Raw genomic sequence first — 12391 nt, forward strand, 5'->3', positions numbered from 1 at the left:
ACCGTCATGTCCGATTCCCGCTGGCCCCTGTCTCGCCCCCGCCCCACACTGGAACACGTGCAGGACGAAGACAGCAGGTACGAGGCGGTGCGCAGCCGGGACGGGCGGTTCGACGGCGTGTTCTTCTTCGCCGTCGAGACCACCGGGATCTACTGCCGCCCGAGCTGCCCGGCCGTGACACCGAAACGGCACAACGTGCGGTTCTTCGCGACGGCCGCCGCCGCGCAGGGCTCCGGCTTCCGGGCCTGCCGGCGGTGCCGGCCGGACGCCGTGCCGGGCTCCGCGGAGTGGAACGTCCGCGCGGACGTCGTCGGCCGGGCCATGCGGCTGATCGCCGACGGCGTCGTGGACCGCGAGGGCGTCGCCGGGCTCGCCGCACGGCTCGGCTACAGCGCCCGGCAGGTACAGCGGCAGCTCACCACCGAGCTGGGCGCCGGGCCCGTGGCACTCGCCCGGGCCCAGCGGGCGCACACCGCGCGCGTCCTGCTCCAGACCACCGACCTGCCGGTCACCGAGATCGCGTTCGCGTCCGGCTTCGCCAGCGTGCGGCAGTTCAACGACACCGTCCGGGAGGTGTACGCGGCGACCCCGACCGAGGTACGCGCCGCCGCCCCCCAGGGCCGGCCCGCCCGCCGGGCCGCGCCCGGCACCGGCATCCCGCTCCGGCTCGCCCACCGCGGCCCCTACCAGGCCGGCCCCCTCTTCGACCAGCTCGCGCGGGAGGCCGTACCGGGGGTCGAAGAGGTGACCGGCACCCCCGGCGCCCGCACCTACCGGCGCACCCTGCGGCTGCCGTACGGCACCGCGCTCGCCGCCGTCCAGGAACGCGCCCGCTGCCCGCGGGCCGGCACCGGCACCCACCCGGGCGGCTGGCTCGACGCCCGGCTGCACCTCACCGACCCCCGGGACCTCAGCACCGCCGTGCAGCGGCTGCGCCGGCTGTTCGACCTCGATGCCGACCCGTACGCCGTCGACGAGCGGCTCGGCGCCGACCCCCGGCTCGCCCCGCTGGTCGCCGCCCGGCCCGGGCTGCGCTCGCCCGGTGCCGTCGACCCGCTGGAGCCCGCCGTACACGCCCTGGTGGGACGCGAGGGCGCCGAGCGGCTGGTGCACCGGTACGGCAAGGTGCTCGACGCGCCCCACGGCAGCCTCACCCACCTCTTCCCGGAGCCCGCCGCCCTCGCCGAGGCCGAGCCCGACGGCCCGCTGGGCGCGCTCGCCGCCGCCCTCGCCGACGGCACGGTACGGCTGGACGCGGGCGCCGACCGGCACGACACCGAGCAGGCCCTGCTCGCCCTGCCCGGCATGGACCCGGCCACCGTCGCCACCGTCCGCGTCCGCGCCCTCGGCGACCCGGACGTCGCCCCGCCCGGCGCCGACCTCCCCGACACCTGGCGGCCCTGGCGGTCGTACGCCGTCCAGCATCTGCGCGTGGCAGGAGAGTTGAGCCGATGACCACCGTGTACTACACCCGCCTGGACGCCCCCGTCGGGCCGCTGCTGCTCACCGCCGACCCGGACGGGGCGCTCACCTCGCTCTCCGTGCCCGGACAGAAGGGCGGGCGGACCGTCCAGGACGGCTGGCGGCACGACCCGGGTCCGTTCCGCGCCGCCGCCGACCAGCTCGCCGCCTACTTCGCCGGCGAACTCAAGGAATTCCGGTTGCCGTTGCGCCCGGCCGGCACCGAGTTCCGGCAGCGGGTGTGGGCCGCCCTTGACGAGGTGCCGTACGGCGTCACCGCCACGTACGGCGAGATCGCCGCCCGGATCGGCGCGGCCCGCGCGGCCGTTCGCGCGGTCGGCGGCGCGATCGGCGCCAACCCGCTGCTGATCGTGCGGCCTTGCCACCGCGTGATCGGCGCCAACGGGGCGATGACCGGATACGCGGGGGGACTTGAGCGCAAGGTCCGGCTGCTCACCCTCGAGGGCGCACTCCACTGACGCGCCCCCGCCCGAGGGCCTGTTCGGGGTCGCGCTCTTGGCCGAGGGCCTGTTCGGGTCGCGCCTCTGCCCGAGGGCCTGTCCGAGGTCGCGCCGTCCGGCTGAGGCCGGGCCGCCCGCCGGGGGCCGCCGCCGGGAGGGCCGCTCCCCGCCGCCCCCGCCGCCCCCGCCTCGAGCCCGCCCCGCCCCCGCCTCCCGCCCGCCCCGCACACCGCCTCCCGCCCGCCCCGCACACCGGCTCTCGCCCTACGGCCCCCCGCCCTCCGCCCGTTGCGCCGAGCGGGTGGACCGCCGTCGATGTTGCGGCGGCGCGGCCCGGCCGTGTGGCACGGTCACCTCCGACGAGCCGCGTGGGGAAGGGCGGACACACATGGCCACGGTCGTACGGGTTCTCGCGGTCCTTCTGCCGGCGCTGCTGCCGGCCCTCACCGCACCGGCCGTCGCCAGGCCGGCCCCGCTGCCCTGGACCGGCAGCTGGGAGACCGCGCCCTCCGGTGCCGCCGCCGCGCTCCCCGGCGTCGCCGTCCGCAACGTCGTCCACCTCAGCATCGGCGGCATCGCCGTCCGCGTCCGGCTCAGCAACCGGCTCGGCTCCAAGCCCCTGCACCTCGGCGCGGTCACCGTCGCGCGGCGCCGCGCGTCCGGCCCCGGCGCCGTACCCGGCACCCTGCGCACCGCCACCTTCCACGGCGCCGCGGAGGTGACCGTCCCGCCCGGCGCGGACGTGGTCACCGACCCGGTGCCGCTGCCCGTGCCGGCCGCCGCCGACCTGCTCGTCACCGTGTACACCCCGGGCGACTCCGGGCCCGCCACCTACCACCGCACCGCGCTGCAGACCAGCTACCTGGCCCGGGCCGGGGCCGGCCGGGCCGACGACGAGGACGGCACCGCGTACACGGCGACGACCAGCCGCTGGTACTACGTCGTCGGCGTCGACGTCCGGGGGATCGCCGCCGGCAGCGTCGTCGCGTTCGGGGACTCGCTCACCGACGGCAACGGCTCCACCCCCGACACCAACCGCCGCTGGCCCGACCGGCTCGCCCGGCGGCTGCGCTGGTACCGGCTCGGCGTCCTCAACGCCGGTGTCGCCGGCAACCGCCTGCTGCGCGACGGCACCGGACCGAGCGCCCTCGCCCGGCTGGACGCCGACGCCCTGGACCGGGCCGGGGTACGGGCCCTGGTCGTCTTCGAGGGCATCAACGACATCAAGGGCACCCCGGAGGCGAGCGATGTCACCGCCTACGCGGACGCCTACCGCACCCTCGTGGCCCGCGCCCACGCCCGCGGCATCCGGGTCGTCGGCGTCACCCTCACCCCGTACGGCGGCTACCCCGCCTGGAGCGCCGCCCGCGAGGCGGTACGGCAGCGGGTGAACGCCTTCATCCGCTCCGGCGGCGCCTTCGACGCGGTCGCCGACGCCGACGCCACCGTCCGCGACCCGGCCGACCCCACCCGCATCCTGCCCGCCTACGACCCCGGCGACCATCTGCACTTCAACGACACCGGCATGGCCGCCGTGGCCGACACGGTCCGCCGCTCCCTGACCCGCCGACCGCTCACCCCCACAGCACCGCACCCGGCCAGGCCCCCGCGACCAGCGGGCGACTGAACAACTCCGCACCCGGGCATCCGGGCATCCGGGCAGCAGCAGCACTCCGCACAGTCCCAGCGCGATCACCGCGCCGACCAGCAGGAGTTCCCACACTCCCCTCTGCCCAGAGTGCCGAAGAAGGGAAGAGACACAGGTCAGCGGGGATCTTTCCCTCTGCCCCGGCCGACCTCAAGCGGTGCGGCCTGGCGGAAACCGGCCACGGCGCGAACCCGCCGCCGCACATCATCGCCGTACCGGTGGTGACTCTGCCAAGGGGGCGGCACCGAGGGACGCGTGGCCGAGTACAGGGTTCACGGCCGTGTCCCAGGGAAACCAGCCATACTCCGGCCGTCCGACCGGTGCCGCCCGTCGCGGCCCGGTCACCGCGAGCCGTGGCCCGGGCCCGGACGTGTGCGCGCACATGAAAGGGATCGGGGGCCGGGCCACTTCGGACGTCGCCGGGCGGTCCTCCCGTGGGGGGTGGGGCCGCCCGGCGACCATCAACCGCTTCTCGTACGGCTGTTCAGTCACTCACTCGACACGCCGTTTCGACGGGGCCGCGTGCGCCGGATTTTCCCGATGCCCCGTTTTCATACGGCCCGTGCGGTGGACAATCAGGGGCATGAGCCAGCAGGGGGGAAGACCCGCTCGTCCCGAGGACGACTGGTGGGGGCAGTTGTACGACGACTCCACCCAGGACACGGGTCCCACGGCAGCGCCCGATTCTCTGGACGACCGCTTCGCCTCGGCGCGGAACGCGGTGGCAGGGCGACCGCCGGCCCCGCCGGACCGGGCCCCGGCCGCACCTCCGGATGCGTCACCTCGGGATGCGTCACCCGTGGATGCGACTCCTGCGGAGGGGGCTCCCAGGAACGTGGCTCGCGCGGAGGCGGCTGCCGGGCAACGGGCGCCCGCGCGACCGGCTCCCGCGATGCCGACGGTGCCGACGCAGCGGACCGCGCCGGTCCCGCCGGCAGACCCGGCTCCGGCGGCCGAGCCCATTCCGCCGGCCGACACCGTTCTGCCCGCCGAGCCCACTCCGCCGACCGACATGGCTCCACCCGCCGAGCCCACCCCGCCGGCCCACATGGCTCCACTCACCGAGCCCGCTCCACCCGCCGAGCCCACTGCGCTCACCGAGCCCACTGGGCCCGCCCACCGTCTTCCGCCCGACCAGTCGCCGAAGGTCCCGGCAGCCCCGGCACCACCCCCGGCACCCCCAGCATCCCCGGTATCCCCGGCCCCCACAGCGCCCCCGGACGTCACCGAGCCGCCCGTACCCGGCGGACCGGCCCCCCGGGATCCCGCTGCCCCCGCCCGCGCCCCCCGCCTCTCCCCGGAGCCGGCCCCCGACTGCGTCGACTACGTCGGCTCCGGTCCTCCCACCTACGACCCGGAGCCCACCACTCTTCCGCTCGCCGACCCGGACGGGCTGGCCGAGCTGGTCGCGGACACCGTGCTGGACGGCGCCCGGTACGGGGCGTGCACGCTGCGGGCCGTGTCGCTGCGCGGGGACTCGGCCCGCTACCGGGGCGAGCCGCGCCGGGACTCGCTGCTCACCGCGCGGTTCGGGGCGGGGGAGCAGGCGCTGGTGCTCGTCGCGATGGCGACCGGCGCGCGGGCCACACCGGGTGCGCACCTGGCGGCCGCCGAGGCGTGCCGGTGGATCGGGCAGGCCGTGGGCCGCAGCCATCAGCGGCTCGTGGAGGACATCCGGGCGGCCCGGCGCGGCGATCTGAAGTCGGGACTGCACCGGCTCACGGACCGCAGCCTCGGCAGGCTCCGGGCGAGCGCCGTCGAACAGGGCGTCGACCCCGAGGAGTACACGGCGAGCCTGCGCTGTCTGCTGCTGCCCGCCGACCCGGACTGCCGTACGCGCGTGTTCTTCGGCGTCGGCGACGGCGGGCTGTTCCGGCTGCGGGACGGCGCCTGGCAGGACATCGAGCCGCACGTGACACCCGGCGGCACCTCCGGCGGCCCGGTCGTCGGCTTCGGCTCGCCGCCGGAGCAGACGCCCGCGGGCGACCGGCTGACCATGGACCTCGGCATCCCGACCCCGCCGAGCCCGTTCGAGCCGGCCCCGGAAAGAGTCCCGGAACCGCCCCGCGCTCCGTTCCGGTTCCGCGCCTCGGTAGCCCGGCCGGGTGATGCCCTGGTGATGTGCACGGCCGGCCTGGCCGACCCGCTGCGCGGCGAGCCCGCCCTCTGCGCCTACCTGGCCCGCCGCTGGTCCGGCCGCACCCCGCCCGGCCTCGCCGCCTTCCTCGCCGACGCCCAGGTGCGGGTGAAGGGCTACGCCGACGACCGTACGGCGGCGGCCGTGTGGGAGGCGTAACCGCGGTCCCTGTGGATTGATGGAACGGGAGGACCTATCCCGGGACAGCGAAGGGGCAGACGGGCCATGGCCAAACAGAGCGTCGCCGAGCAGTTCGTCGACATCCTCGTCCGTGCCGGAGTGCGCCGCCTCTACGGTGTCGTCGGCGACAGCCTCAACCCGATCGTGGACGCCGTCCGCCGCAACGCCGCCATCGACTGGATCCACGTACGCCACGAGGAGACCGCCGCCTTCGCGGCCGGTGCCGAGGCCCAGATCACCGGGCGGCTGGCCGCGTGTGCCGGCTCCTGCGGCCCGGGCAACCTGCACCTGATCAACGGCCTGTACGACGCCCACCGCTCCATGGCCCCGGTCCTCGCCCTCGCCTCGCACATCCCGTCGAGCGAGATCGGCCTCGGCTACTTCCAGGAGACCCACCCGGACCGGCTGTTCCAGGAGTGCAGTCACTACTGCGAGCTGATCTCCAGCCCGCAGCAGATGCCCCGGCTGCTCCAGACCGCCATCCAGCACGCGGTCGGCCGGAGCGGGGTGAGCGTGGTGTCGCTGCCCGGCGACATCGCCGCGGAACCGGCCCCCGAGAAGGCCGCGCAGAGCGCCCTGGTCACCTCACGGCCCACCGTCCGGCCCGGCGACGCAGAGATCGACAAGCTCGTGGAGATGATCGACACGGCCGGCAAGGTCACCCTGTTCTGCGGCAGCGGCACGGCCGGCGCCCATGCCGAGGTGATGGAGTTCGCGGAGAAGATCAAGTCCCCCGTGGGCCACGCCCTGCGCGGTAAGGAATTCATCCAGTACGACAACAAGTTCGACGTCGGCATGAGCGGGCTGCTCGGCTACGGCGCCGCCTACGAGGCCACCCACGAGTGCGATCTGCTGATCCTGCTCGGCACCGACTTCCCGTACAACGCCTTCCTGCCCGACGACGTGAAGATCGCCCAGATCGACGTACGGCCCGAGGTGCTCGGCCGCCGCTCCCGGCTCGACCTCGCCGTGTGGGGCGATGCGCGCGAGACGCTGCGCTGTCTGATCCCGCGCGTCAAGGAGAAGACCAACCGGCGCTTCCTCGACCGGATGCTGAAGAAACACGCGGACGCGCTGGAGGGCGTGGTCAAGGCGTACACCCGGAAGGTCGACAAGCACATCCCGATCCACCCCGAGTACGTGGCCGCCGTGCTCGACGAGGTCGCCGACGACGATGCCGTGTTCACGGTGGACACCGGGATGTGCAATGTGTGGGCCGCCCGGTACCTCTCGCCCAACGGCCGCCGCAGGATCATCGGTTCGTTCTCCCACGGGTCGATGGCGAACGCGCTGCCGATGGCGATCGGCGCGCAGTTCACCGACCGCGGCCGGCAGGTGGTCTCCATGTCCGGTGACGGTGGGTTCTCCATGCTGATGGGCGACTTCCTGACGCTCGTGCAGTACGACCTGCCGGTCAAGGTGGTGCTGTTCAACAACTCCTCGCTCGGCATGGTCGAGCTGGAGATGCTGGTCGCGGGCCTGCCCTCGTACGGCACCGCCAACACCAACCCCGACTTCGCCGCCGTCGCCCGGGCATGCGGTGCCCACGGCGTGCGGGTGGAGAAGCCCAAGCAGCTCGTCGGGGCGCTCAAGGACGCCTTCCGGCACAAGGGGCCCGCGCTGGTGGACATCGTCACCGACCCCAACGCCCTGTCGATCCCGCCGAGGATCAGCGCCGAGATGGTCACCGGGTTCGCCCTGTCCGCATCCAAGATCGTGCTGGACGGCGGGGTCGGCCGGATGCTCCAGATGGCCCGCTCCAACCTGCGCAACGTGCCGCGTCCCTAGGCCCTGTCGGCATACTCCCGCCTGCCCCGCCCTTCGGGCGGACGACGGGAGCGTGACGACAGGGCCCAGCGGGCGGCAGGGGAGCGGATTTCGGCCACTTTCACCAAGCGTGACGGCGAGTCGACCGCCGGTGCCGGAGGGAACCGGGCCGGCGTCGCGGGGCGTCCGTGGCGTCCAGCGGCGTGCGGGAAGCCCGGGACGCGACCACGGCGGCACCCGCGGCCCGACCGGGGCGCGCCGCGGACATGGCCGAACCGCCGGTCATCGGGCATACGCCAGGACTGCCCGGGAGCGTCCTGGGCAAGCATCCCCCGTGAACGTGTTCGACCAGGAGGGGCAGGGTCCAGCGGCGTGCGGGCGGGGGTCATGAAGAGGCAGGCGCGAGGGGGCGGTCCCGTGACCATCGGGGCCTCCTCGGCGAAGACGGGGGACGTCACGGGGGAAATGGCCGACACCATCACGGAACACCCGCGGCGGCTGCGGCGCAGGCTCGGCCGGGCGGACCTCAGGGCGGTACCGGAGGCCCGCCGGGAGCTGCGCGAACTGCTGCGGCACTGGGGCAAACCCGGCCGCTCGGAGATCGCCGAACTGCTCACCAGCGAACTCGTCACCAACGCGCTCGTCCACACCGACGACGACGCCGTCCTCACGGCCGTCGTGGTGTCCGGCGGGCTGCGGGTGGAGGTACGGGACTTCGTGACCCGCAGACCCGAGCTGCGGGCTCCGGACACGGGCGACGACACCCACGGCCGGGGACTGGTGCTGGTGCAGTCCCTCGCCGACGCCTGGGGCGTACGGCCGCACGGGGTGGGCAAGTCGGTGTGGTTCGAACTCGACGCCGAGGCGGCCTGAGGCCGGGCGGCAACGGGGCGGGGGCGTGACCCGTCCGGTCACGCCCCCGTCCCGTTGCCGCGGCCCTGCCGCGGGGCCGGCTGTCAGCCGAACTGCTGCTCCAGGTCCTTGAGCTTGCGCTCCAGGGAGTCGAGGCGCGGCAGGGCCATGGTGTCGTCCTCCGCGGTGAGGTCGACGGTCACCGGCTCAGCTTTGCTGCGGACCGGCTGAAGGGAGGGCCGAGCGCGGACGGGCAGCTGCTCCGCGGTCGATATGGCAGGCTCCGCGGTCGCCGGCGCGGGTCCGCGCTCCACCTGTACCTCGACCTCCCGGCCGGCGCCCCGGCCGACCAAGCCGCGGTGGCCCCGGCTGATCGCCTTCAGCTGGGCGCGCTCCACGCGCTGCTGGTCGCGCCGCCGCTGCCGGGTCTCCTCCTTCTGCCGCTTGTCATCGCGGACCTCCTCGACCGCCTCGTCGAGGCTGCGCACGCCCTCCAGGAGCATCAGCGACCACGCCTTGTAGGTCTCGCGGGGCGCCCGCACCCAGCGGACGATCCGGATCTGCGGCAGCGGGCGCGGCACCAGGCCCTGCTCGCGCAGCGCGGCCCGGCGGGTCTGCTTCAGCGCCCGGTCGAACAGCACCGCCGCCGACAGCGACATGCCGGAGAAGAACTGCGGAGCGCCGGCGTGACCGATACCCCGGGGCGCGTGCACCCAGTTGAACCAGGCCGCGGCCGCGGCGAACAGCCAGACGAGTATCCGGGAGCCGAGGGCCGCGTCACCGTGGCTGGCCTCGCGCACCGCGAGGACGGAGCAGAACATCGCCGCACCGTCCAGGCCGAACGGCACCAGATACTGCCAGCCGTCGGTCAGTCCCAGGTTCTGTTCGCCGAAGCCGACGAGGCCGTGGAAGGACAGGGCCGCCGCCACCGCCGCACAGCAGAACAGGAGCACATAGGAGACCGTGCCGTAGATGGCCTCCTTGCGCCTGCGGCGCTCCTCGCTGCGCTCCCAGGAGTCGTCCGCGCTCGCGTTCTCCCCGGAGGAGCGCTTGCCGCGCGCGAGCACCGCCACCGCCACCAGCATGCCCAGGAGCAGCACGGTGCCCGGAAGCAGCCAGTTCAGCGATATGTCGGTCAGTCTCATCAGGGGTCCCTTGCATTGGGATAGGGCGTAACGCCCGCCATAGTGGCCCACTCCCGAGGGCCCTCAGGGGGTTTCGGGGCAAGAGGCCGCCAAGGAGGGGCAAGGGGCTGCCCAGGATGGCGTTCTGCTCGAACTGCCGTGTGAGGGGCGGGAGTTGAGTTCGAATAAGACTACCCGTACGGGTGGTTCCACGGAAAGTTCCAGCGGTGGGTGAGGAAGCTGTGAACACGTGGGCGGTCCGGCGGCGATGATCTCAGTGGGCGCGCGGCCGTGCAGCCCTGAGTATCCGTCAAGCGGCCGCAGCAGCAGTGAGTTTGGCGACGCGCGCGCTGTCGCAGGTACGCGGGCATGTCGCGCAGGTGTCCTCCGGGCGAACGGTGTGGAACATGCAGCAGCTCGCCCGGTCCCGGGTGGCCGGCGGCGCACCGTCCGGACCGGCCGGCACCCGGAACCCGGCGGACCCGGTGTACGGCGGGGTCGCCCCCGGCAGCAGCAGTTGCAGCTCCCGAACGGCCCGCGCGGCCTCCCGCTCGCCGAACAGCCCGGCTGCGTACCACAGCCCCTGCACGACCTCGTCGGTCGCCATGCCCCACGGCGCGCGCCCTCGCCGCCGCATCCGGGGCCCGAAGGCGGTCAGCGCCGGTTCCAGGTGCTCGGCCACGGCCGCCCGCACCTCGGCGCGCAGGGCCTCCTGAGCCCGGCGGCGCCGGCCCGGCCGCCGCCCCGGGGTGCCGGGTCGTCCGGGCCCACCTCGGTCACGGTCGGTCCGGGAAAGGCCGCGGCGAGGCGGTCGTACGCGGCGGTGAGCGGCGAGGCCGCAGCGGGCATGGCGGAACCACCGGTCCGTGGACGCCGGGACACATCACATAGGTAAGGCTTGCCTTATTCGGCCTCGGTGAAGTTTGAAGTGTCGCCCGGTGCGCCTAAGGTGCTTGACGGACAAGCGACAACCCGTCGTTAATGACCCCAAGTACCGACAAGCCGCCAGGAGGACCCGTGGAGCAGGGCGTGCAGGGCACCGCGGGCGCGCAGATCGCCGCCCGGGTGCCGGCGCAGCAGCGCCCGGCGGACGCCGGTCCCGGCCGGGAGCGGGACGCGGTGGTGCCGGACGCCGTGGTGCCGGACACGGCCCGCGGTGAGCACACGCACGGCGAGCGGCCGCTCCCCGCGCCGCGGGCCGCGGTGCAGCGCTCCTCGGTGCGCGGGCAGATCCTGGACGCCCTGCGCACGGCACTGGCCACCGGCGAGCTGAAGCCGGGCGAGGTCTACTCGGCGCCGGTGCTCGGCGAACGCTTCGGCGTCTCGGCCACGCCCGTGCGCGAGGCCATGCAGCAGCTCGCGCTGGAGGGCGCCGTCGAGGTCGTGCCCAACCGCGGCTTCCGGGTGATCGAACGGGGCGCGCGGGAGCTGGCCGAGCTGGCGGAGGTGCGCGCGCTCATCGAGGTGCCGGTGATGCTGCGGCTCGCCCGGACTGTGCCGGCCGGGCGGTGGGCCGAGCTGCGGCCGCTCGCGGAGGAGACGGTACGCGCGGCCGCCACCGGCTGCCCGGTGACGTATGTGGAGTCCGACCGCGCCTTCCACCGTGCGCTTCTCGCCCTGTCGGGCAACGCACAGCTGGTCCGCATCGCCGAGGACCTGCACCGGCGGGCGCAGTGGCCGCCGGTCCGCCGGAGCCGGGCGGAACTGGTCGCGGACGCGGCGGAGCACATGGCTCTGCTGGACGCGCTCGCCGCGGGTGACGTGGATGTGGTGCGGGCGTTGGTGGGGGAGCACTTCGCGGGCGCGAGCTGACAAGTGCCCTGTGCAGCGGCTGACGTGCCCCGAAAGGGGCGCGGGAACGGCGCGAGCAAAGGCGCGCGGGCCCGCACCCGGCGGCGAACCCCGGCCACCCTCCCCCCTGCGCCGTCGCCGTCCCCTACGCCGTCGCCGCCCCCGGAGCCGGCGGAGCCAGCTGGCGGGCCAGCCACGTCGGCACACCTCCGAGCAGCCGGAACAAGCGGCGGGCCTCCTCCCGTAGTCGGGACGCCTCGGGTTCCTCCTCCGTGTCGGCCAGCGAGGCGAGTGCCGGGGCCGTGCCCACCAGGTAGCCCAACTCCTCCCGGATCCGCAGGGATTCGGCGAAACCGTGCCGCGCCTCGGCCAACTCGCCTTCCCGCAGGGCGAGTCCGGCGAGATGGCGCCAGGTGAAGGACAGCAGCAGGGGATCGGCATGCGCGGCGGCGCCCGCGTGGGCCCGGCGGTACGCGGCACGGGCCGCCTGCGGGGAGCGGGTCAGGTTCTCGGCGAGCAGGCCCCGGCGGAAGTCCAGAAGGGCCCTGCCCGCGCCCCCCGGCGGGATCAGCGCCGCCGCCCGGCCCAGCGCGGCCCGTGCCTCGTCGGCCCGGTCCCGCACGCCGTGCAGCGTTGCCGCGTAAGCGAGTTGGCCGCGCTCGCAGGCCGCAGCGCCCCGCTCCTCGTCGCTGTGCGCCAGCGCCTCCGCCGTGCGCAGGGCGTCCTCCGCCTCCTCCCAGCCCCGTTCGGTGTACAGACACCGTTCGACCAGCAGGGCGGCCCGTTGCAACGCCGGGGCGGGGCGGTCGGCCGGCAGCAGGGCCGCCGCGTCGGCCCAGCAGGCTCGGCTGCGCAACCGCCATACCGCGGTCTGGAGAGGATCGTCACCGGTCGTTCCGTTACCAGACATGGCGGTATGCGCCACGTTGCCCTCCCCGAGCACGCCATCGAGCTGTTGAGTGGTGGCGGC

9 protein-coding genes and 1 pseudogene are annotated in these 12391 nt (G+C 74.8%); 7 read left to right on the top strand and 3 right to left on the bottom strand.

Going from position 1 to position 12391, the window contains the following annotated elements; translation table 11 throughout:
• Nucleotides 1–6 precede the first annotated feature (6 nt).
• The 6 genes from ACZ7DL_RS09025 to ACZ7DL_RS09050 all read left to right on the top strand — a co-directional run bounded on the left by ACZ7DL_RS09025 (nt 7) and on the right by ACZ7DL_RS09050 (nt 8527).
• Nucleotides 7–1455, top strand: coding sequence for a bifunctional transcriptional activator/DNA repair enzyme AdaA (locus ACZ7DL_RS09025; RefSeq protein WP_470772643.1), 1449 nt, complete (start codon nt 7–9; stop codon nt 1453–1455).
• A complete protein-coding gene (locus ACZ7DL_RS09030; RefSeq protein ID WP_470772644.1) occupies nt 1452–1940 on the top strand; it encodes a methylated-DNA--[protein]-cysteine S-methyltransferase in 489 nt (162 codons plus the stop codon). Before ACZ7DL_RS09025 ends, ACZ7DL_RS09030 begins: the two co-directional genes overlap by 4 nt.
• 370 nt (nt 1941–2310) lie before the next feature.
• On the top strand, nt 2311–3549 hold the full coding sequence (locus ACZ7DL_RS09035) for an SGNH/GDSL hydrolase family protein (protein WP_470772645.1): 1239 nt from the start codon (nt 2311–2313) through the stop codon (nt 3547–3549).
• Nucleotides 3550–4153: 604 nt separating this feature from the next.
• Nucleotides 4154–5866, top strand: coding sequence for a protein phosphatase 2C domain-containing protein (locus tag ACZ7DL_RS09040; RefSeq protein WP_470772646.1), 1713 nt, complete (start codon nt 4154–4156; stop codon nt 5864–5866).
• A gap of 66 nt (nt 5867–5932) precedes the next feature.
• Nucleotides 5933–7675: a pyruvate dehydrogenase gene (locus ACZ7DL_RS09045; RefSeq protein WP_470772648.1), complete on the top strand. Its 1743-nt coding sequence runs from the start codon at nt 5933–5935 to the stop codon at nt 7673–7675.
• Nucleotides 7676–8071: 396 nt separating this feature from the next.
• Entirely contained in the window at nt 8072–8527 is a 456-nt protein-coding gene (locus tag ACZ7DL_RS09050; RefSeq protein ID WP_470772650.1) for an ATP-binding protein, read from the top strand.
• 83 nt (nt 8528–8610) lie between these two features.
• Here the strand turns inward: ACZ7DL_RS09050 and ACZ7DL_RS09055 are convergent, their stop codons facing one another.
• Nucleotides 8611–9651, bottom strand: coding sequence for a DUF2637 domain-containing protein (locus ACZ7DL_RS09055; RefSeq protein WP_470772651.1), 1041 nt, complete (start codon nt 9649–9651; stop codon nt 8611–8613).
• A 289-nt stretch (nt 9652–9940) separates the two neighbouring features.
• Nucleotides 9941–10456, bottom strand: a pseudogene (locus ACZ7DL_RS09060) ((2Fe-2S)-binding protein); the annotation flags it as partial.
• 191 nt (nt 10457–10647) lie between these two features.
• Between ACZ7DL_RS09060 and ACZ7DL_RS09065 the strand changes: the two are divergent.
• Complete coding sequence (locus tag ACZ7DL_RS09065; RefSeq protein WP_470772653.1) at nt 10648–11442, top strand: GntR family transcriptional regulator; 795 nt, start codon at nt 10648–10650, stop codon at nt 11440–11442.
• A 124-nt stretch (nt 11443–11566) separates the two neighbouring features.
• Here ACZ7DL_RS09065 and ACZ7DL_RS09070 read toward each other — a convergent pair whose 3' ends face one another.
• Complete coding sequence (locus tag ACZ7DL_RS09070; RefSeq protein ID WP_470772655.1) at nt 11567–12331, bottom strand: hypothetical protein; 765 nt, start codon at nt 12329–12331, stop codon at nt 11567–11569.
• Between the last annotated feature and the right edge of the window lie 60 nt (nt 12332–12391).

It is taken from the genome of Streptomyces sp. NPDC036984 (assembly GCF_055607665.1).

Bases quoted from the DNA above. Each gene is read 5' to 3' on its own strand.
- ACZ7DL_RS09025 (WP_470772643.1), top strand. From the start codon at position 7: ATGTCCGATTCCCGCTGGCCCCTGTCTCGCCCCCGCCCCACACTGGAA.
- ACZ7DL_RS09030 (WP_470772644.1), top strand. From the start codon at position 1,452: ATGACCACCGTGTACTACACCCGCCTGGACGCCCCCGTCGGGCCGCTG.
- ACZ7DL_RS09035 (WP_470772645.1), top strand. From the start codon at position 2,311: ATGGCCACGGTCGTACGGGTTCTCGCGGTCCTTCTGCCGGCGCTGCTG.
- ACZ7DL_RS09040 (WP_470772646.1), top strand. From the start codon at position 4,154: ATGAGCCAGCAGGGGGGAAGACCCGCTCGTCCCGAGGACGACTGGTGG.
- ACZ7DL_RS09045 (WP_470772648.1), top strand. From the start codon at position 5,933: ATGGCCAAACAGAGCGTCGCCGAGCAGTTCGTCGACATCCTCGTCCGT.
- ACZ7DL_RS09055 (WP_470772651.1), bottom strand. From the start codon at position 9,651: ATGAGACTGACCGACATATCGCTGAACTGGCTGCTTCCGGGCACCGTG.
- ACZ7DL_RS09070 (WP_470772655.1), bottom strand. From the start codon at position 12,331: ATGTCTGGTAACGGAACGACCGGTGACGATCCTCTCCAGACCGCGGTA.